This window comes from Pseudomonas sp. Mb7, from assembly GCF_054790525.1.
In genome coordinates this window covers 4,901,964-4,922,796 of sequence record NZ_CP186501.1, presented here as the reverse complement: position 1 = coordinate 4,922,796, position 20,833 = coordinate 4,901,964, and the positions used below count along the sequence as shown (strand labels likewise).

Genomic DNA, 20,833 nt, shown 5'->3' with positions numbered 1-20,833 from the left:
CGTCAGCTGCTCGAACGACCAGAACTGCTGCTCCAGCCACCCCAACCGCTACGGGCACTGGACTGGCTGCCGAAGCCGCCGCGTGACGTCGACGAGGCGACGTTGACCGGTTTGCTTTTGCTGCTTTCGTAATCCGTTTGGCTGCGCGTCGTGGTTTCGGCTCTGCGGTACTGCGTCGAGGTGTTGTACGGCTGGCGCGTTTCGCGATCGCGGTAAACCGTGCGCTCGGCGTTGTTGCTCATCGCGTTGCCGATCAGCCAACCGGTCAGCCAGCCGTTGCCGCCACCGCCACCGCTGGAGACGTGCGAAGTGCTTTGCACATTCTGCGCCGTTGCATTACCGGCGGGCATTTGGGCATTGGCGATGGCGTCGAGGTTCTGCGCCGGCTCGTCTTCCTGCGGCACTTTGAAGCCGCCGAGTCTCGGCACGAAGCGGCCGTCAGAATTCTTCTGGCACCAGTCAGCGGCAAAGTCCGCGTCGCACTTGGCCTTGTTGTCGTACGCCGGTGCAATGCGCCGGTGTTCGGTCAGGGCGGCGACGTAAGCGTTGGAGCAGACATCGGCGGCCACTTCGGCGTCGACACACTGTTCCACATTCTGGAAATTGCGTGGTTGATCTGCGGCTGTCGCCTGGCCGGAAATGGCCATGGCCACCGAAGCGGCGAGGGACAACTGAACGTATTTGCTGCGTTTCATCTAAGGCTTCCTGCCGATCAGTTGGACGGTGTCATGCACGCGGCGTTGAGCATGCCGACGCTGATCGCGACCGCAGCGACATAGATACCGGAAGCCACTTCGCCGTTGGCGATGCGCTGGGATGTGCCTTTGAGCACCAGGCCCGTGGCGAGGAATGCCAGCAGTTGCACCACTGCGGCAATCACTGCCCAGAGCACGAAGTCGAGGACGTTGACCGAAAACGCAATCACGTTACTGGCCGGAATCGCGAAACCGATGATCGCGCCGGACAGGGCGATCGCGGCGGCAACGTTGCCGGAGCGGATCAGCTCGAACTCCTTGTGCGGCGTGATGCGCGTGTAGACAAATTGAAACAGCATGAACAGCAGCACGGCGCCGATGAGGTAGACGACGAAACCGACCAGTGCGGTTTTGTTCAGGGAAACGGCCAGCACTTCCAGCATGAAAAACTTCCTTTTTTAAATGGTGCTCAGATCTGTCGTATACAGCGAGATGCCGAGCGAGGTGCTCAGGCTGACGGTGCCTTCTTCGTCCTGTTCGACGGAGAACAGCAGCAATTCGCGGCGATCGGTCAGGCCGGTCTCGCGCGCATAAAGCATGGAGTGGTGTTCGATGGTGTAGCTCTCATCCGGATTGACCACTTGTTCGGTCATCGGTACGAGTTCGGTCTGGCCTTGTTCGGTGCCCCACTCGCGGGTGTATTCGACGCCGTCGTGGCTGTAGGCGGGCAGGCCGATCTGGCTGTTGGGGCCGGCCAGACGCTGCAGTTCGGCGTCACTGTTGACCGTCACGTAACTGAGGTAATTGAACAGGGTGACCGATTCGATCTGATCGTCACCGGTGACGTGGATCTGTAGCCAGAAATCCTCGTCGTTCATGTAATAGCGGTGCAGTTTGTTGGACTGGCCGAGGTCGACCCAGCCATGGCTCCAGATCGCCTGATCGAAGGGCACGCGCACCGTGGTCGAGCCATCGAGCAACAGCGCCAGGGTTGTATCGAACCTGACGGCCTTGCCTTGCGCCATGCCGAGTGGGCCACTGGCAACGGTCGGTGTTGGCGCAGCGGTCTGCCAGTTGCTGGTGCCCAGCAAGTCTTTAAACCATCCCATGGGTACGTTCCTTGAAGCGGGTGGAGGTGTTCGTCGGCGAAAAAACGTGGCTAGTGTACCGGGCGAACCGGTGAACGAGCAGAAGGATTTTTACGCCGCAAACCATGTGGGAGCGAGCTTGCTCGCGAAGAGGGCATACCAGTCAATATTGATGTCGACTGATACGACGCTTTCGCGAGCAGGCTCGCTCCCACAGGTTTTTTGCCCTGCGTTACTGCGAGGACTTTTGCTTCAGACGCTCAAGAATCGCATTGGCGCTGCCTTCGTTCGGCGTGATGCCGGCGTCGCGCAGTTTGCGTTCCAGATCGTTGCCGGTTGAAGCGTCGGCCAGTTCGTCCGCAGCGCTGAGTTCAGCCGCGCGTTGCTGCTGCTTGGCCTGCAGACGGTTCAACGTACCGACGGCGGTTTCCAGTTTGCCATTGGCACCGCCGCTGGCGATGGAGGCGCTGACCTGAGCTTTCTGCACGCTTTCACGGGCCTTGGCCATGTCCACTTGCTGGCGCAGGCTCTTGATCCGCGACTCGGCTTTGCTGATGTCTTTGCGCATGTTTTCGGCGTAGGTGCCGAATTCGTCGCTCTGCTTTTTCTCAACATCCAGCTCGTTGGTCAGGGTCGAAATCGCTTCGGCCACTTCCAGTGCCAGGTCTTCACGGCCGGCGTTCAGCGCCGAGACGGCTTTGGCTTCCAGATCCTTGATCTTGGCGTCGTACTCGCTTACGCGGTCGGCGGCCAGTTTGTGTTTGGCCATGATGGTGACCAGTTCGCGACGGGCGTTCGACAGCGCGCTGTCGGCATCGCGGATTTCCTGGTCGAGGATGCGCAGAGCCTGTTGGTCCGCGATCGCTTCGCCGACTTCATTGGCGCCGCCGCGCAGTGCGGTGAACAACTTGCTCCAGATGGACTGAGTCATTGGATATTCCCTGTTGATTACTTGAAGAAGTGTTCGAAGGCTTCGCTCGCGCGCTGCACGTTGTCGACCAGGGTTTTCACCTCAGTGACGACGTTGGTCAGGCTCGAGTCGGCGCTGAGGGCGCCAAACATGTTGTAAACGGTCTGCCCGTTCGGCATCGACTCGATCCCGATCGACGACAGCGGGAACATTTCCCGGCTGCGCAATACGGCGTCGTTGAAGGCCGCTACGTTCGAGATCGAATCGATGTCCACCAGCACGGTGTCGACGATGATCTGCTGGCCGGCCAGGGCGATGTGAATCGGCAGACCGCCGAATTCGTTCATTTCCAGCTTGATGCTGGGTTCGGAGCTCTGGATCAGCGACAGCGTGATCTCTTGCGAAGCCACCTCGTCCAGGGCCTTGAGGGCGTTGAAGAGGCTATCGATGGTCCAGTTGTTGCCTGCGCTCATGTAATTCTCCGACATGAAAGAGCCAGCCAGAATCGGTTGGCGTAGCTGTTGCTCCATTTGCTTGAGCAAGCTTCGGTTTTCGGGAAGCACCCAAGTTTCGTGTTTCACATAACCGGCAGCGGCCAGGCCCGCGCGCATCTGCTTCATGTAGAAGCTCGACGGTTTTTTCGCCGACGGTTTCGCGCGCTCCCCCTTGGGGCTCTCTGACTTCGCTAAAGGGGTACGGCTTTTCATGGCAATGGCTCGGTTATGAAAATCTCACGCGTGAGCCACACTACAACCAATTCAAAGTGCCATCAATGGCTCACGCGTGAGATTTTTATGACGGGTGTGAAAAGGCCCGCTGCAAGGCGGGCCTGGTGTTTTTGCAGAATATTGCTTAGGACTGGGCGGTGAGGAATTGGTCAGTGGACACCACACTGGCGTAGGCGAAACCCAGTGCCGACATGAAAGCGGCGTGGACGTGGGCCGCCGGCACTGTCAGACCATTGAACTCAAGATCGCGGCTGGCGCAGGCATCGTGAATCACGGTCACGCCATAACCCAGATCTGCCGCCGCACGGGTAATGCCGTCAATACACATGTGGCTCATGCTGCCGACCACCACCAGTTCCTTGATACCTTGTTCGTCGAGGATCGCTTGCAGTTCGGTTTCGCGGAACGAGTTGACGAAGTGCTTGAGTACCACCGGTTCATCGGCGCGGTTGAGCACCTTCGGGTGTAGCTTGGCGCCGTCCGATCCCGGGGTGAAAAACGGCGCGTCCGCTGAGGTGAACTCGTGGCGGATGTGGATGACCGGATTACCGGCCTCGCGGAAGGCGGCGATCAGCCGAGCGGCGTTGTCGGCGGCGGCATCAGCACCGGCCAGCGGCCACTTGCCTTGGGAGAAGTAGTCGTTCTGGATATCGACTACGATGAGCGCTTGCTTGGCCATGGGTGTGTCCTCGATGGATTGGCTGGAAGTGGCTGCAGTATTGGCGCTGGCCAGCGATTCGAGGATTGGCCACACCGACAATAGACAGGGGAAAACTGACAATGGGCGCAGAAAGTGCCGCCATCGCTGAATTGGGTGTGCTGATCTATCCAGGCGCGCAAATGGCGGCGGTGCATGGTCTGACCGATCTGTTTGCGGTGGCCAACCGGATTGCCGCCGAACATCAGGCCGCGCAGTTGCCAGTGCTGCGGGTCAGTCACTGGCAGGTCGAAGGTGAGCAGCCGCCAACGCGCACTTACGCCAGTCATGCGGGTGACGACAGGGCTTTGCTGGCGGTGCTGATTCCGCCATCGATCGGCGGGTTCTCGGCGGCGCAAGCGCCGGCCAGCCTGATGCAATGGTTACGGGATCAACATGCCCACGGTGCGACGCTGGGCGGGGTTTGCGTAGGCTCGCTGATGTTGGCTGAAAGCGGTCTGCTCGACGGCCGCAGCGCCACCACCCATTGGACCTCGGCCAAGGCCTTCGCCGAGCGTTACCCAAAGATCAAGCTCAAGGCTGATACCCCGATTGTCGACGACGGCGACTTGATCACCACGGCCGGATTGATGGCTTGGTCGGAACTCGGATTACGCCTGGTCGACAGGTTGCTTGGGCCGAGCATTGCCACCGGCACCGCGCGATTTCTGGTGATAGAGCACAGTGACAGCGCCAGTGAGTGCGGCAGTAATTTCGCGCCGATACTCGGGCATGGCGATGCGGCGATTCTCAAGGTTCAGCATTGGCTGCAAAGCACCGGCGCGACGGATGTTTCCTTGGCGGCGATGGCGGAGCGGGCGGGGTTGGAAGAACGTACCTTTCTGCGCCGGTTCCGCGCGGCAACCGGTTTGAAACCGACCGAGTACTGCCAGCATCTGCGGGTGGGCAAGGCACGGGAAATGCTCGAATTCAGTAATGGCACGATTGATCACATTGCGTGGACGGTGGGTTATCAGGATCCGGGTGCGTTTCGTGCGATCTTCAAGAAGATTACCGGGCTGGCGCCGAGTGATTATCGGGCGCGGTTTGGTGTGTCCCCAAACCCGAAGCCGACGAATATCTAATGTGGGAGCGAGCCTGCTCGCGATTGCGATTCGTCAATTAAGAACAGGTCGACTGACCCACTGCTATCGTGAGCAGGCTCACTCCTACAGGCGACCGTGTAAGGTTCAGGATCGTGCAATTTGCCGGGGTTTTGCGCACGGTCGTGCAGATTGAAACAGGCGCGGTGCCAGTACGATTCCGGCAAGTTTCTGATTAGGCTAGGATTTTTGTGGAGCAGCCGTTGGCCTGATCTCTGCACCTCTCACCGCCACAGTCATCGAACCGATGGAAGGGGGACGCATGACCCCGACACCCAGCAGGAAAATCGTGGTTGCCCATTCGGTGCGCCCTGACGCGCCGCAGCACGAAGTGCAAACCAATAAAGCTCTGGCGCGTTGGCTGGCGCAGATTCTCGGATGCAAATTTGGCGGCAGTTACGATCCGGACAAACATCGCGGTCGTGACCTGTATCTGCTACCGACGCAAACCATCGTCGGTAATGCCAGCGCTCAGCAACTCGGCATCAAAGGTCCGGACGATTTGTGGGGTGGCTTTGTCGAGCACGATTTCATCTGCACCAAAGCCATCAGCCACGGCCTGCGCAGTCATCTGGCTCAGGCGCCGCAAGGCTGGTCGCCATTATTTTCCGAGCGAACGCGCAATGTGGTGCTCGACGGGCTCAGCGTGTTCTCGCTGGAGGATGCGCGACCCGCCGCCGAACATCTGCTGTACAGCGGCCCGATTCGTTTGAAGCCGGTTCACGCCTGCGCCGGTCGGGGGCAGGAAGTGATCAAAAACCTCGACGCCTTCGACGAAATTCTTGCCCGGCCTGACATTGAAAAGCAGTTCAGCGAAGGCGTGGTGCTTGAGCAGGACCTGAGCGATGTCGTCACCCACAGCGTCGGCCAGTCATTCATCGGCGACAAAGTGTTGAGCTACTGCGGTGATCAATACTTGACCAACGATGCCCACGGTGAAGACGTGTACGGCGGCTCGAACCTGTTGGTCGTGCAGGGTGGGTATGACGAACTGCTGAAGCTCGACCTGCCCGACGATGTGCGTCTGGCCATTGAGCTGGCGCAGGTTTTCGACGCTGCCGCCAATGAAGCCTATCCGCGCTTCTATGCTTCGCGGCGCAACTACGACATCGCCCAAGGTCTGGACAGCAAGGGCAAAAACCGCAGCGGTGTGCTCGAACAATCGTGGCGCATGGGCGGTGCCAGCAGTGCTGAAGTCGCCGCGTTGCAAAGCTTCGTCAACGATCCGGGGATGCGCGCGATCCGTGTGTCTTCGGTAGAAACCTACATCGATCAGCCGTTGCCGGCGGATGCTATCGAGGTCTATCGCGGCCCGGCTGAGAACAGCGAATTTCTCCTCAAATACGTTACGGTCAAATCCTATGACGGCTAGAAGCGAAAGCATTCAAATCGACATTGATGATGAACAGATGAGCGGGACCTTTCTCAGTCCCAAATCGAAAGTGCCTGGCGTGTTGTTTGTCCACGGTTGGGGCGGTAGTCAGGAGCGTGATCTGGAGCGGGCCAAAGGCATCGCCGGTCTCGGGTGTGTGTGTCTGACCTTCGACTTGCGCGGGCATACCGGCGGTACCGGGATTCCGCTGACCCGCGTTACCCGCGAAGACAATCTGCGTGATCTGCTCGCGGCGTATGACCGCTTGCTCGCGCATCCGGCGCTCGACACTTCGGCCATCGCCGTGGTCGGCACCAGTTATGGTGGGTATCTGGCGGCCATCCTTACCTCATTGCGCCCTGTACGCTGGCTGGCACTGCGCGTACCGGCGCTGTATCGCGATGAGCAATGGCACACACCCAAGCGCGATCTGGACAAGGCTGATCTGCGTGATTACCGCAGCACGCTGGTGCGGGCTGACACCAATCGGGCGCTGCATGCCTGTTCACAATTCACCGGGGATGTTTTGCTGGTGGAGTCGGAAACCGATGATTACGTGCCCCATGCGGCGATCATGAGTTACCGCGCGGCGTGCCAGCAGACGCATTCACTGACCCACCGGATTATCGACGGCGCCGATCATGCGCTGAGCGAACCGGTGTCGCAGCAGGCCTACACCTCGATTCTGGTGGACTGGATTACCGAGATGGTTGTGGGCGAGCGGTTGAGCATTATTCAATCAGCATGATTTTTTAGTGTTCTTTCTAACGCTATCGCGAGCAGGCTCACTCCTACATTTTGGAATGCGTTCACTTGTAGGAGTGAGCCTGCTCGCGATAGCGATTTCGAATTCAAAAACTAACTCAAGAGGGGTTTTTCTCGATCCGAAGCGCCTTGGCCTTGGCCTCAACCACCAGATACATCACCACCGTAATTAACAACGGCAACAGAAAATAAATCGCCCGATACGCCAGCAATCCCGCCACCAGACTGCCGCGTGAAGCCTCGTGTTGCAGCAGCGCCACAAACACTGCCTCCAACACCCCAAGCCCCGCCGGAATATGCGTGATGACCCCGGCAATCGCACTGATCAACAGCACGCCCAGCACCAACGGATAATCGAGCTTGCTCGGCAGCAAAGTGAAAATCACTGCTGCCATCAGCGACCAGTTCAACGCGCCCAGCAGCAGTTGCAGGACCGCCATGCGCAACGACGGCAGATTGATTTCCACGCCGCGAATCGACCACTCACGGCGCTTGGAAAACTGGCACGCGGCGAGATAACCGGCACTGATCAGTAGCAACAGCACGCCGATGCCTTGCAGCGCACTGCTGCTGATTTTCCAGCCCGGCGGCATTGTCACCAGCCCACTGCTGAACACCACGCCGGCAATGGTCATGTAGCCGAACCAATTGGTCGCCAGGCTCAAACCGAGGATCTTGGCGATGTTGCTTTTGCTCACCCCAAGACGCGAATACAGCCGATAACGCATGGCGATGCCGCCGACCCAGGCGCTCAGGTTCAGGTTGAACGCATAGCTGATGATCCCCACCGGCAGGATCTGTTTCCAGGTCAGGTCCTGACGAATGTAAGTACGGCCGATCAGATCAAAACTGGCGTACACGAGAAAACTCAGCAGTGTCAGGCTGGCGGCGATGATCAGTGTGCGCAGCTTGAAGTCGGCAAGGGTTTGCAGCACTTCGGCCCACTCGATGCGCGTGGCGAACAGCGTCAGCAAGACGATCAGTGCGAGGAAAAACAGCAGGCTCAACGGGCGTTTCCAGCGACTCCATTTCGAGTGAGTCGCTGGTGCCGAATGGCTGCTCGAATGCGCTTCGGAATGGCTCATGGCGTGTTTCCTCGAAATGGCTTGAGCCGTGGTTTGTGCGCCGGCAGCCAACCGGCCATCGCCGGAAAATGCCGCAAAAAGTGGAACACCAGAAAACCCACGGTCATGTGCCAGATTCGACCACGCGGGGACTTGCTCGGGTCCATGGCTTTGCAGTGGTTCTGGCTGAGGTCTTCGAGGCGCTCGAACAGATGCTGATTGAACGCGCGGTCGCGGATCAGCACGTTGGCTTCCAGGTTCAGGGAGAGGCTCAGCGGGTCCAGATTGCTTGAGCCGACGGTGCTCCATTCCTCGTCGACCAGCGCCACTTTGCCGTGCAGCGGGCGCTGGCAATATTCGTGGATCTGCACGCCGGCCTTGAGCAAGTAGTCGTAGGTCATGCGCGCCGCCAGTTTGGCCACCAGCATGTCCGGTTGCCCCTGCAGAATCAGGCGCACCTCGACGCCGCGCCGCGCCGCGTTACGGATCTCGCGCAGCAAACGATAGCCGGGAAAGAAGTAGGCGTTGGCAATCACCACGCGGCGTTTGGCGCGGCGCAGTACCTGTAAGTACACATCCTCGATATCGGTGTTGTGTTGATCGTTGTCACGGAACACCAGACGCACTTGGCCATCGAGATCGTTGAAGGCCATTTCCGCACGCCGCTGGCGCCGGCGTTGCCACCAGAACCGTGCACGTCCGGGACGACCGCTTTGCAGCAAGGCGAAATGATGGATGTCGGTGACCGCCGGGCCCTGAACTTCCACCGCATAATCCTGCTTGGCTTCGGGGCCGAAGTCGGCCAGGTGATCACCGGAAAAATTGATTCCGCCAACGAACGCAACCAGTCCGTCGACCACGACGATCTTGCGATGCAAACGGCGGAACCAGTTGGTGCGAATACCCAGGTGCTTCGGTGCTGGATCGAAAATCTGCAGGTGCACCCCGGCCTCGCTCAACGCCGTCAGATAACCAGTGGTCAATTCGCCACAGCCGAAACCGTCAAAGCTGACCGTGGTGCGAACGCCACGCTGTGCTGCGTCGATCAGAATCTCCTGCAGTTCGGCGCCGACCTTGTCTTCGAAAACGATAAAGGTCTCGAGGAGGATTTCACTCTTTGCCGCGCGCATCGCGGCGAACACCCGCGGGAAATATTCTTCGCCGTTTTCCAGCAACTCGACACGGTTGTTGCCCTGCCAGTGGTACTCGACATCGACCTGGCCGGGCTCGCGGGTCGGCGGGGTGATGGCGACCGGTTCCACGGCGGATTTCTCCAGCGGCGCGCTGCTCATAGTTCGATCTCTACCGATAAAGGAACGTGGTCGGAAAGGTGCGACCAAGGACGATTCGACAAAACTTTCGGTCGGCTCGCTTTAAGGTTGCGCACGTAGATGCGGTCGAGCCGCAGTGCTGGCAGGCGCGCGGGAAAGCTGCGCGCCGGTTTGCCCTGGTGCTCGGCGAATACTTCGCGCAGGCCGCAGGGTTTGATCTGCGCATCGGCGCGCTGGCGCCAATCGTTGAAATCGCCCGCGACGATCACCGGTGCGTCGTCGGGCAACTCCGCCAGGCGTTGCATGAGTAAATCCAGTTGGGCGTTGCGATGACTTTCGCGCAGGCCCAGATGCACGCAGATCGCATGCACTTCGGTGCCGTCACCGGGCAGGCGCAGGACGCAATGCAGCAGGCCACGGTTCTCATGGCCGCTGATCGATACGTCGAGGTTGTCGTGGCGAATGATCTGGAATTTCGACAGCAGCGCGTTGCCGTGATCGCCTTCCGGGTACACCGCGTTGCGCCCATAGGCGAACTGCGGCCAGAGGCTGTCGGCGAGGAATTCGTATTGCGGCATCGTCGGCCAATTGTTGTAGCGCTTGGGGTGCTGTTCGTGGGTGCCATGGACTTCCTGCAGAAACACCACGTCGGCGGCGACGCTGCGCACCGCTTCGCGCAACTCCGGCAGGATGAAACGCCGGTTGAGGGCGGTGAAACCCTTGTGGGTATTGACCGTCAGCACGGTGAACGTGCGTACCGATGGCGCGACTACCGAACCTTCGTCTGTAAAACCGACCGGTTCTGGAATACTCATGCCAACACTCCTTCGCCAGCGGGTTCGCCGGGGGTGGTGACGAGGTCTTTATCCAGTTCGAAACGGTGCAGCAGATCACGGGCGTCGTACGGCGCGCGGACTTTGATGTCGTTGTCGAAATAGCAGAACACTTCGCGAGACTTGCGTGCGCGTGGCTTCAAGCGTGGTGCGATCAGATGAGCATCCTTTGGTTGCTCGCCGTGATGCCAAGCGTCAATGCGCTCGGCCCAGCGTTTGAGTGCCGGTGCTGTGTAGCCACTGGCGTACAGCTCTTCGGCACCGTGCAGGCGCAAGTAGACAAAGTCGCTGGTGAGGTCTTCGCGGTATGGCCATTTATCGGCAGTGTCGGCGATCACCAGTGCGGTGTTGTAGCGCTTCAATAGGCGCACAAAATCGGGATCAAGGAAGCTGTCGTTGCGGATTTCCACAGCGTGGCGCAGCGGTTTTCTACGCCAGGCTTTCATGCTCGCGTGACCGTGCAGATGAGCGTCGTGTTGCCGGGCGAGGGTGGCGGCGGCTTCGGTATCGTGGGGCAGTAGCGCGAGGAAATGTTCAAAGCGCTCAGGCTCGAATTTGAAGTTCGGCGGGAACTGCCAAAGGATCGGCCCGAGCTTTTCCTTGAGCTCCAGCACCCCCGAGGCGAAGAAATTGGCCAGAGGCTTTTCGATCTCGCGCAAGCGGCGGATGTGGGTGATGAAGCGCGGCGCCTTAACGCTGAAAACGAAGTCGTCCGGTGTTTCGGCGTACCACTGCGAATAGCGTTCGGGCCGTTGCAGGGCGTAGAACGATCCATTGATTTCGATGCTGTTGACCGCCCGCGAAGCGAACTGCAATTCGCGTTTCTGCGCCAGTCCCTTGGGGTAGAAGTCCCCGCGCCACGGTGCGTAGCGCCAGCCGGAAATACCGATGTGGATCGTTGCCATGCCGCCCTCCGTCGAAAGTCCTCGTGTTGCCGGTATCTTTTGATGACTGCGGGCGGCTGGGGAAAGTTTCGATGGTGTTACGGACGGTCACGTCTAAAGCGAAGATCAAAAGCGCTCCCCCTCACCCCAACCCTCTCCCCCAGAGGGGGCGAGGGGAAGGGAGCAGATCTTCAGGGTTTTCAGGGTTTGAGTTCGACTCCGGACTTGCAAGTCGGTGTACTTCTCGCAGGCAACTCGGTCAGCTCCCTCTCACGCTGGGAGAGGGCGAGGGGAGCTGATCTTCAGGGTTTTCAGGATTTGAGTTCGACTCAGGACTTTCAGGTCGATGTACTTTTCGCAGGCAACTCGGTCGGCTCCCTCTCCCTCTGGGAGAGGGCTGGGGTGAGGGTGCTCTTGAACTTGCTGTGCAATTACCGATCAGTTCCTTACAGGTTCAGCCACGGGAGATCGGAGTTTTGGGCAAGTTCAGGATCGCCATTCTGCTGGGAGCACTGCTGTTTCTCGGCGCCAGTGAAATCGACGCCGCCGCGTTGCCGGGCATCCCGGCCGCCGCCGAAGAGGCGGAAAAACCTGAACCGATTGTGCAGGGCGGTCTGCTCGGTGCAATCAGTTCGAGCATCGACGACGTCCAGGACAAGCTCGATCTCAACGAACACCTGGTCGACGCCTGGCGCCTGCGCGCCGATCGCGCCGCTGATGAAGTCGATAAACTGGTCAACCAATCCTCGAACCGCTCGGGCTGGAGCGTCGCCGGGGACTTCCTCACGCTGTCGGGCGTTTGGCTTGGCAGTTTCGCGTTGTTGACCGTGCTCGGCAGTTTGATGGCCAAGCGTCTGCGTGAGGGCCGCTGGTTGCGCACCCGCCAGCGCAGTCAGGATCTGATTGGTTACTTGCTGCCGTACACCGTGCCGGCGCTGATCTGCCTGCCGCTGACGCTGTACGTCAGCCATTTTCTGCAAGCTTCGGTCGGCCGCGCGCTGGCGCTGTGTCTGGCCTACGCCACCAGCAGCGGCATCTTTTCCACCTCGATGTTGTTGTGCGTGGTGGTGATGTTCAACGTCGGCCATAAACGTCCGGCGGCGCGGATCATTCGTGATTATTGCCCGCGTCCGCTGTTCCTGATCGGCTTCCTCGCGGCCCTCAGCGATGCGCTGACCAGCCCGCAGATCGCCCGACAACTGGGCGGTAACATCACCAGCAGTATCGCGGTGTTCACCGGGCTGATCGCCTCGATAATTTTTGGTTTGCTGGTGATTCGCCTGCGTCGTCCGGTGGCGCATCTGATCCGCAATCGTTCACTGAGTCAGCGGCTGAAACAACCCTCGTTGCAGGAGTCGCTGCGGATTTTCTCGGGGCTGTGGTATTGGCCAATCGTGTTGATGGTGCTGGTCTCGGCAGTGAATCTGATCGGCATCGGCGAGGACAATCAGAAGGCCCTGCGTTGCGCGTTGTTCACCACGGTGTTGCTGATCGGCACGGTGTTCCTCAGTACGATCCTGCAGCATCTGTTCAAGTCACGAAAAGCCGAAGCGATCCAGCGCAGCAGCGCCTACAAGGAGCGTTTTCTCAGCCTGTTGCACGCTTTGCTGCGGATTGTCATCGCCATCGCATTCATCGATATCCTCGGGCGAATCTGGGGTGTGTCGCTGCTCGATTTTGCCCAGAGCAGCACGGTTGGACGAGCCATCAGTAACGCGCTGAGCAGCATTGGCCTGATCTTCCTGGTGACGTGGTTGCTGTGGGTGGTGCTCGACACGGCGATTCAGGAAGCGCTGAAACCGCCGCTCAGCAAACGCGCGGCGCGCCAGCCGAGCACGCGGGTGAAAACCATCCTGCCGCTGCTGCGCAACGCGATCAAAATCATCCTCGTGGTGATCTGCGCAATCACCACTATGGCCAATCTGGGGATCAACGTTGCGCCACTGCTGGCCGGTGCCGGGGTGGTCGGGCTGGCCATCGGGTTCGGTTCGCAGCAACTGGTGCAGGACGTGATTACCGGATTGTTCATCATCATCGAAGACACACTGTCGATTGGCGATTGGGTGGTGCTTGATTCCGGGCATGCCGGCACCGTCGAAGGGCTGACCATCCGCACTCTACGTCTGCGCGACGGCAAGGGCTTTGTGCACTCGGTGCCGTTCGGCCAGATCAAAGCGGTGACCAATCAATCGCGGCAGTTTGCCTTTGCGTTTTTCTCGGTGCAGTTCACTTACGACACGGATGTGGATAAAGCCATCGAGCTGATTCGCGAGACCGGTGACTCGATCCGCGAAGACCCGTTCCTAAAGTACAACCTGCAAGGGCCGCTGGATGTGTTTGGTGTCGACAAGATGGATTTGAACGGCGTGGTGCTGACGGCGCAGTTCCGCACGGTATCCGGTGGGCAGTATGCGGTGAGCCGGGCATTCAATCAGCGCTTGAAGAAGCTTGTGGATAACAGCCCGGTGGTGCATTTCGCGCAGACTTATCCACAGCAGGTTTTATTGCCCAAGCGGCAGCAGGAGGGTGAGGTCGTGGTGAGCGAGGTGCCGCAGGAATCGCGGACTTAACGAGTGGATTTTGGGTGGGAATGCCGGCGCTATCGCGAGCAGGCTCACTCCTACAGGGGAACGCATTCCAAATGTAGGAGTGAGCCTGCTCGCGATGGCGCCAGACCCGCCAACCTCAATGCCGGATCAGCTTGCCGCGCACCTGCTCCATGCCGATCTGATCCAGCTCCAGCCAGAACTGCTGCTTACCCGCAATCTCCGCCGCCGCCGGCAATCCATCGCGATACACCAACCGATTACTCACCAACGCCGGCACTTTCACCCCCGGCAATAACGTCCCGACGAGATTTAGCGGATCAACCCCGCACACCGCGACCAGACTGCCGTCATGTGGCCGCCGACGTACTTCGCGCAACAGCGGAATCGCCTCAGGCAAGGCAAACTGCTCCCCCGCCAGACCACTGACAAACCGTCCACCGCGAATCTCGCCGCGCGCTTCCAGTCGATGAAACGTGCGCAGCAATTCGCGCCAACTCGGCAACCAGTCCGCCTCGCGCTCCAGCAAGCGCCAGAACACCACGCCATAGCGGCGCAACAACGTCATCGCGACATGTTCCAGCGTCTCGCTGTTATCCACAGCCGCCCCGCGCCGCAGCAAGGCCCAGCGCCCGGCATCATCCATCCCACCGATAAACGCCCCGCGCCCACGCCGACTGCTGCGCTGCTGGCGCTTGCTCGCCGGGGTGATCAGCGCGCGTAGGCCGGCGAAGCTGTCGGCGTTCACCAGGCCGGCGCCGACCAGTTCCTGCAAGGCGATTTCCAGCTCGGTGCGCAACAGGTGCGCTTCATGAATCAGCTCATCGAAAAATAGCGCGCCGTGCTGGCTCAAGGCTTCAAAAACCTTCTGGGTTTTCGGCGAAAGTTCGCTCACCGGCGTCTGTTCGGCCAGCGCACTCCACAGGCCGACCTGACTGCGCGGCAGCAGCACGATAGGCGTGCTGCGCAACGCCGTACCGCTGATTTTTTGCCGGGCACTGAGGCGCGTCCACACCAGTTTGCCGTTGCGGCACAGCTCATCCAGCCAACTTGGCGAATAGTCTTTTAATCGCGCCGGGAGGATATCGCTGTCCCACGCCGAAGCCGCCGCCGCGTAGCCTTCGAACTGGCCGATAATCGCCGGCAACACGGCTCTACCCTGACCGCGAGTAGAAGGCGAGAGATGCTGCCAGTCGAACAGAAACCGCATGAAATCCTGCAGAGCTACCGGTTCGATTTCCCGGCGCAGGCGCTTGACCGTGTAGCGATGAATGCGCGCGAGCAGATGCCGTTCGCACCATTCTTCTACTTCCAATCCCGGCGTGAATTGGCCGCGCAGCACGTAACCTTCGCGCTCCAGTTGGGCGAGGGCTTGATGGACTTCAGTGGCCTGCAACGCGAGCGGTTCGGCAATCGCGGATAATGGCAGCGGTCCGAAGGCACCGAGGCGCGCGCGGATCACTTCGACCAGCGCTTCATCGAACGTCCACGCCTCATCGAATCCCGGCAACGCCTCCAGTTCGGCTTGCAATTTGGCCTGTGGATAAAGCGCTTGCAGACACGTTAGGCGTTCGCGGGCCAGCCACAAGCCATGCTCGGCATCGATCTGTAGACGGCAGGCGCGACCACTGCTGGCCAGATTTTCCAGCCATGCACGCCAGCCTTCGTTCGTTTGCACTTCCTCATCGCTGATGCACGCCAGGCTCATCAGCGCCTCATGCATTTCATCCACAGCGTTCGGCGTCGGCCAGGCTTCTGCGCGCACAGCGTTTATGGCGTCCGCATCCAGCGCGCCGAGATCATCGGTCGATTGCGGATCGCTCCAGCGCCGGTTGATCACCGCTTGGGTGCGACGTTCTTCCAGCGGTGCATCGTCGAGAAAGGTGTACGGCCGCGCACTGAGAATTTCTGCGGCGAGCGGCGAGGGCGCCGGCAAGTCGCGGCTGATCAAGCGCACGTCGCCACGCTCCATGCGCCGCAGCAAATTCAACCAGCCTTCGCTGTCCATCGCTTCATGCAGGCAATCGTCGAGGGTTTGCTCGATCAGTGGATGCTCGGGAATTTCCCGTTCGCCGGCGAGGTTTTCCAGACAGGCGATTTGGTCGGGAAATATGCTGGCGATCAGGTCTTCGCTTTTCATCCGCTGCAACTGTGGCGCGACTTTGCGCCCGCCGGTAAAACGCGGCAATGCCAGTGCCACCCCGGCATTCCAGCGCCAGCGCACGCCGAACAGCGGCGCATCGAGTACGGCTTGAATAAGGATGTGCTCGGCGCTGTTGCTGTGCAGGTAACGCCAGACGTCATCGAGTTCAAAGCTGTGGCTGGTGGACAGCGACAGGACGATCGCGTCTTCGCTGGCGGCGGCCTGCAATTCGAAGTTGAAGGTGCGGCAGAAGCGCTTGCGCAGGGCCAGGCCCCAGGCGCGGTTGATGCGACTGCCGAACGGTGAGTGGATGATCAATTGCGTGCCGCCGGACTCGTCGAAAAAACGCTCCATCAGCAGCGTGTCTTGCGAGGGCAGGGCGCCGAGGGTTTGGCGGGCGCGGGCCAGGTATTCGACCAGTTGCTCGGCGCTGGCGAGGTTGAGGCCGAGGGTCTGAGTCAGCCAGTCGAGTGCCGGTTGCAGATTGCCGGGGCTGTCGCTGAGCAGTTCATCGAGCTGTGCTTGCAGACGTGCGACAGCCGATGACAATTCATCGCTGCGCCCCGGCGCTTCGCCGAGCCAGAACGGAATGGTCGGCGGCTGGCCGTGGGCATCCTCAACGCGGACCTTGCCGGTTTCCACGCGCAGGATGCGATAGGAGGTGTTGCCGAGCTGGAACACGTCGCCGGCAATACTTTCCACTGCGAAGTCTTCGTTGACGCTGCCGATGTTCAGGCCTTGCGGCTCGAGCATGACGCTGTAGTCGGCGTTATCGGGAATGGTGCCGCCGCTGGTCACGGCGGTCAGTTGTGAACCGCGACGGCCACGCAAGGTGCGGCTGACGGCGTCGCGGTGCAGGTAGGCGCTGCGGATGCCCTGGCGACCGTTGTAGCCTTCGGCGAGCATGCTCAGCAGGGCCTGATAGTGTCTTTCGTCGAGATCGCGGTAGGGCGAGGCGCGGCGGAACATCGCCAGCAAGGCGTCCTCCGGCCATTCCTGACAACTGACTTCGGCGATGATCTGCTGCGCTAAAACATCCAGCGGCGCGACCGGGATGTGCAGGTTGTCGAGTTCGCCTCGGCGCACGCAGTCGAGCAGGGCGGTGCATTCGATCAAGTCGTCGCGGGTGGTGGCGAACAATCGACCCTTGGGTGTGCCGCCCACCTGGTGCCCGGAGCGGCCAACACGTTGCAGAAAACCGGCGATAGAGCGCGGTGAGGCAATCTGGCAGACCAGATCGACTTCGCCGATATCGATGCCCAGTTCCAGCGAGGCGGTAGCGATCAATACCTGCAGTTCGCCGCGCTTGAGTCGTTGTTCGGCGTCCAGGCGAAACTCCTTGGCCAGACTGCCGTGATGCGCGGCTACGGCGTGTTTGCCCAGGCGTTCGCTGAGGTGCCGGCTCAGGCGTTCGGCCAGGCGCCGGGTGTTGACGAAAATCAGCGTGGTGCGGTGCGCGCGCGCAAGTTCTGCGAGCCGGTCGTAGACCCGTTCCCAGACATCATTGGCCATGACGGCCGACAAGGGCACTGGCGGCACCTCAATACCCAGATCCCGTGGCCGGGCGTGGCCAATGTCAATAATTTCGCAGGGACGGTCGTGGCCGACGAGAAATTGCGCCACGGCTTCCACCGGTTTCTGCGTGGCGGACAGGCCTACGCGGGTCAGCGGTTCGCTGCATAACGCCTGCAGTCGCTCAAGGCTCAGGGCCAGATGACTGCCGCGTTTGCCGGCGGCCATCGCGTGGATTTCATCGATGATCACCGTGCGCGTGGTGCCGAGCATTTTTCGTCCCGACTCCGAACCGAGCAGCACGTAGAGCGATTCCGGGGTGGTCACCAGAATGTGCGGCGCGGTCTTGCGCATGGCCGCGCGTTCTTTTTGCGGGGTGTCGCCAGTGCGCACGGCGGTGGTGATTGCCAGCCCAGGCAGATTCATCTGCCGCAGGTGTTCGGTGATCCCCGCCAATGGGTTTTGCAGGTTGATGCGAATGTCGTTGGAAAGCGCCTTCAGTGGCGAGACGTAGACCACCAGGGTTTCGTCGGGCAGGCCGTCGGGATCTTCCAGGCCTCGGTGGACGAGGTCGTCGAGCACGGCCAGAAACGCAGTGAGGGTTTTGCCGGAGCCGGTGGGCGCGGCGATCAGCGTCGAACGACGCTGGCGGATCAACGGCCATGCGCGGGCCTGGGCGGCGGTGACCGTCGCGAATGTGTTGCTGAACCAGGCACTGACGGCGGGGTGAAAGCCTGCCAGGGCCGCGTCCGTGGGGATGGGCAGATTCATGGCTTAAGTTATGCGGGCGCGGGTGTGAAGATGCAAGTACCGTTCGGGCCTCATCGCGAGCAGGCTCACTCCTACAGGGGAATGCATTTCAATTGTAGGAGTGAGCCTGCTCGCGATGGCGCCAGTCGAAGCGCTACAAATATCCGGGATGTACACTTTACGGATGACGGTTGCGCACTAAACCCGCAAAATGCAACGATTCCGGCAATTATCGACGACGGTTTCACAAGGACCGTCGCTAAAGCCATCGTTCCAATCAGACTGGGCCTGCTGACTCTATGCGAATGCGCCTTATGTTACTGGGCGGCGGAAATGCCCTTGGGCAGGCGCTGATTCGCCTCGGTGCAGAGGAAGACATCGGTTTCCTCGCCCCCCGCCCGCCCGAAAACGGCTGGGATGCCGCGAGCCTGACCCAATTGCTCGACGACACCCGTCCCGATGCATTGATCAACCTCGCCTACTATTTCGACTGGTTCCAGGCCGAAACCGTCAGCGAAAGCCGCATGGCCGGGCAGGAACGTGCGATCGAGCGTCTGGCCGAACTGTGCCAGCACCACAACATCGTCCTCGTGCAGCCCTCCAGTTATCGGGTGTTCGATGGTTCGCGGGCCACGGCGTACAGCGAAAAAGACGAACCGGTACCATTGGGCCTGCGCGGTCAGGCGTTGTGGCGAATTGAACAAAGTGTGCGCGCCACTTGCCCGCAACACGTTTTGCTACGATTTGGCTGGTTGCTCGACGACAGCCCGGAGGGCACCCTCGGGCGCTTCCTCGCTCGTGCCGAGCAGCCAGAAGAATTGCTCCTGGCCGATGATCGCCGGGGTAACCCGACGCCGGTCGATGACGCCGCACGGGTGATTATTTCCGTGCTCAAGCAACTCGATTGCGCCGCGCCACTGTGGGGCACTTACCACTACGCCGGCCACGAAGCGACCACACCGCTGGCGCTGGGTCAGGCGATTCTGACCGAAGCGCGCAGCCTGCACGCCCTAGCGATCGAAGCACCAACCGCCCAGGCTCACGCCGCGCGACCGGACGCTGCCGAAGAGCCGCAACACGCGGTGCTGGCCTGCAAGAAAATTCTGCACACTTTCGGGATTAAACCGCGTGCCTGGCGCGCCGCACTCCCGGGCTTACTGGATAGGTTCTACCGTCATGGCTGAAGGGACTGTTTTAATCACCGGCGGAGCCGGCTTCATTGGCTCGCACCTGACCGACGCCTTGCTTGCCAAGGGGCATTCGGTGCGCATTCTCGACGATCTGTCGACCGGCAAGCGCAGCAACCTGCCGCTGGATAATCCGCAGGTTGAGCTGATTGTCGGCGATGTCGCCGATGCGACGCTGGTGGCCAGAGCCATGCAAGGCTGCAGCGCAGTCGCTCACCTGGCGGCCGTGGCGTCGGTGCAGGCCTCGGTGGACGATCCGGTGAAAACTCACCAGAGCAACTTCATCGGCACGCTGAATGTCTGCGAAGCCATGCGTCTGGCCGGGGTCAAGCGCGTGTTGTACGCCTCCAGCGCGGCGGTGTACGGCAACAATGGCGAGGGCGAGTCGATTGATGAAGAGACGCCCAAAGCCCCATTGACGCCTTACGCTTCGGACAAGCTGGCGGGCGAACATTATTTCGATTTCTATCGCCGCCAGCATGGCCTGGAGCCGGTGATTTTCCGCTTCTTCAATATCTTCGGCCCACGTCAGGATCCGTCCTCGCCGTACTCCGGGGTGATCAGCATCTTCAGTGAGCGCGCACAGAAAGGCTTGCCGATTACCGTGTTCGGCGATGGTGAGCAGACGCGTGATTTCCTCTATGTCGAAGATCTGGTTGATTTGCTGGTACAGGGCATCGAAAAACCTGAGGTGGAAGTCGGTGCGGTGAATGTTGGATGGAATCAGGCGATGAGCCTCAAGCAAATGCTTGAAGCCCTGCAAGCGGTGGTCGGTGAGCTGCCGCCGATCAGCTATGGCCCGGCGCGTTCCGGTGATATCCGTCATTCCCGGGCGAATAACGCTCGTCTGCTGGAACGCTTCAAGCTGCCGCAGCAGACGCCGATGAGCGTGGGGTTGGCGCGGTTGTTGGGACGAGCCTGAAAAGAGCCCCTCATCGGAACGCCGCCCGCCTAACCCTCTCCCAGAGGGAGAGGGGACTGACCGTAGCGTTTGTGAGAAATGCGCCGACGTGAAATACCGAGTCGAACTTGGATTTGAAAAGCACCCAAATCGGCTCCCTTTCCCCCTCTCCCTGAGGGAGAGGGCTGGGGTGAGGGGGGAGACTCAAACTCACCACGCATGCCAGGCAGACATGAAAAAGGCGCCCTTTGACAGGCGCCTTTTTCACGGCCGGAATATGTCGCTACTCCTGTGGCAAGGGGATGTTATCCCCCGATCAACTGCGTACGGTCGCCGTCAGTTCTATGCCTGCTCACCACCAAGCCTCATTCACCACCACGTGAA

The 20,833-nt window shown here is 60.4% G+C and carries 17 protein-coding genes; 6 read left to right on the top strand and 11 right to left on the bottom strand.

All coding sequences use genetic code 11. From position 1 onward, the window contains the following. Positions 1 to 2: 2 nt before the first annotated feature. From ACOYXH_RS22200 to ACOYXH_RS22175, 6 genes are all read right to left on the bottom strand, one after another. Positions 3 to 695, bottom strand: coding sequence for a DUF1190 domain-containing protein (locus ACOYXH_RS22200; protein WP_460409952.1), 693 nt, complete (start codon positions 693 to 695; stop codon positions 3 to 5). A gap of 17 nt (positions 696 to 712) precedes the next feature. Further along, positions 713 to 1,138 carry a DUF350 domain-containing protein gene (locus ACOYXH_RS22195; protein WP_007917221.1) on the bottom strand — a complete coding sequence of 142 codons (426 nt, stop codon included), beginning with the start codon at positions 1,136 to 1,138 and terminating at the stop codon, positions 713 to 715. Positions 1,139 to 1,153: 15 nt separating this feature from the next. After that, positions 1,154 to 1,804, bottom strand: coding sequence for a DUF2491 family protein (locus tag ACOYXH_RS22190; protein ID WP_095048833.1), 651 nt, complete (start codon positions 1,802 to 1,804; stop codon positions 1,154 to 1,156). 211 nt (positions 1,805 to 2,015) lie between these two features. Further along, a complete protein-coding gene (locus ACOYXH_RS22185) occupies positions 2,016 to 2,714 on the bottom strand; it encodes a PspA/IM30 family protein (RefSeq protein ID WP_016983574.1) in 699 nt (232 codons plus the stop codon). Between the two features lie 17 nt (positions 2,715 to 2,731). Continuing rightward, complete coding sequence (locus tag ACOYXH_RS22180) at positions 2,732 to 3,400, bottom strand: YjfI family protein (protein WP_095048832.1); 669 nt, start codon at positions 3,398 to 3,400, stop codon at positions 2,732 to 2,734. A gap of 145 nt (positions 3,401 to 3,545) precedes the next feature. Next, on the bottom strand, positions 3,546 to 4,100 hold the full coding sequence (locus ACOYXH_RS22175) for a cysteine hydrolase family protein (RefSeq protein WP_320413560.1): 555 nt from the start codon (positions 4,098 to 4,100) through the stop codon (positions 3,546 to 3,548). Between the two features lie 101 nt (positions 4,101 to 4,201). Between ACOYXH_RS22175 and ACOYXH_RS22170 the strand changes: the two genes are divergently transcribed. From ACOYXH_RS22170 to ACOYXH_RS22160, 3 genes are all read left to right on the top strand, one after another. Then, positions 4,202 to 5,203, top strand: coding sequence for a GlxA family transcriptional regulator (locus ACOYXH_RS22170; RefSeq protein WP_220557068.1), 1,002 nt, complete (start codon positions 4,202 to 4,204; stop codon positions 5,201 to 5,203). 280 nt (positions 5,204 to 5,483) lie between these two features. Next, positions 5,484 to 6,593, top strand: a complete 1,110-nt coding sequence (locus ACOYXH_RS22165; protein WP_460409951.1) for a DUF3182 family protein — start codon at positions 5,484 to 5,486, stop codon at positions 6,591 to 6,593. Beyond that, positions 6,583 to 7,341: an alpha/beta hydrolase family protein gene (locus ACOYXH_RS22160; RefSeq protein ID WP_093434434.1), complete on the top strand. Its 759-nt coding sequence runs from the start codon at positions 6,583 to 6,585 to the stop codon at positions 7,339 to 7,341. The genes ACOYXH_RS22165 and ACOYXH_RS22160 overlap by 11 nt, the downstream gene beginning before the upstream one ends. A gap of 115 nt (positions 7,342 to 7,456) precedes the next feature. On the opposite strand, the gene ACOYXH_RS22155 is transcribed toward ACOYXH_RS22160, so the two are convergent. From ACOYXH_RS22155 to ACOYXH_RS22140, 4 genes are read right to left on the bottom strand one after another with little or no spacing between them, the layout of a single operon-like run. Further along, positions 7,457 to 8,443 (bottom strand): lysylphosphatidylglycerol synthase domain-containing protein, encoded by a 987-nt coding sequence (locus ACOYXH_RS22155; RefSeq protein WP_095048828.1) that lies wholly within the window; start codon positions 8,441 to 8,443, stop codon positions 7,457 to 7,459. Next, positions 8,440 to 9,714 (bottom strand): cardiolipin synthase ClsB, encoded by a 1,275-nt coding sequence (gene clsB / locus ACOYXH_RS22150; protein ID WP_220557067.1) that lies wholly within the window; start codon positions 9,712 to 9,714, stop codon positions 8,440 to 8,442. The genes ACOYXH_RS22155 and clsB overlap by 4 nt, the downstream gene beginning before the upstream one ends. Next, positions 9,711 to 10,508 (bottom strand): endonuclease/exonuclease/phosphatase family protein, encoded by a 798-nt coding sequence (locus ACOYXH_RS22145; protein ID WP_460409950.1) that lies wholly within the window; start codon positions 10,506 to 10,508, stop codon positions 9,711 to 9,713. The genes clsB and ACOYXH_RS22145 overlap by 4 nt, the downstream gene beginning before the upstream one ends. Next, the gene (locus ACOYXH_RS22140; RefSeq protein WP_095125523.1) at positions 10,505 to 11,431 is read right to left on the bottom strand and encodes a DUF72 domain-containing protein; all 927 of its coding nucleotides are present in this window, start codon (positions 11,429 to 11,431) and stop codon (positions 10,505 to 10,507) included. Before ACOYXH_RS22140 ends, ACOYXH_RS22145 begins: the two co-directional genes overlap by 4 nt. A 455-nt stretch (positions 11,432 to 11,886) precedes the next feature. Here ACOYXH_RS22140 and ACOYXH_RS22135 point away from each other — a divergent pair, with 455 nt between their 5' ends. Further along, positions 11,887 to 13,980 carry a mechanosensitive ion channel family protein gene (locus tag ACOYXH_RS22135; protein WP_460409949.1) on the top strand — a complete coding sequence of 698 codons (2,094 nt, stop codon included), beginning with the start codon at positions 11,887 to 11,889 and terminating at the stop codon, positions 13,978 to 13,980. 115 nt (positions 13,981 to 14,095) lie between these two features. Here ACOYXH_RS22135 and ACOYXH_RS22130 read toward each other — a convergent pair whose 3' ends face one another. Next, complete coding sequence (locus ACOYXH_RS22130) at positions 14,096 to 18,382, bottom strand: DEAD/DEAH box helicase (protein ID WP_460409948.1); 4,287 nt, start codon at positions 18,380 to 18,382, stop codon at positions 14,096 to 14,098. A gap of 278 nt (positions 18,383 to 18,660) precedes the next feature. Between ACOYXH_RS22130 and ACOYXH_RS22125 the strand changes: the two genes are divergently transcribed. Then, positions 18,661 to 19,545 (top strand): sugar nucleotide-binding protein, encoded by an 885-nt coding sequence (locus ACOYXH_RS22125; RefSeq protein ID WP_095048822.1) that lies wholly within the window; start codon positions 18,661 to 18,663, stop codon positions 19,543 to 19,545. Then, positions 19,538 to 20,470: an NAD-dependent epimerase/dehydratase family protein gene (locus ACOYXH_RS22120; RefSeq protein ID WP_095048821.1), complete on the top strand. Its 933-nt coding sequence runs from the start codon at positions 19,538 to 19,540 to the stop codon at positions 20,468 to 20,470. Before ACOYXH_RS22125 ends, ACOYXH_RS22120 begins: the two co-directional genes overlap by 8 nt. Positions 20,471 to 20,833 lie beyond the last annotated feature (363 nt).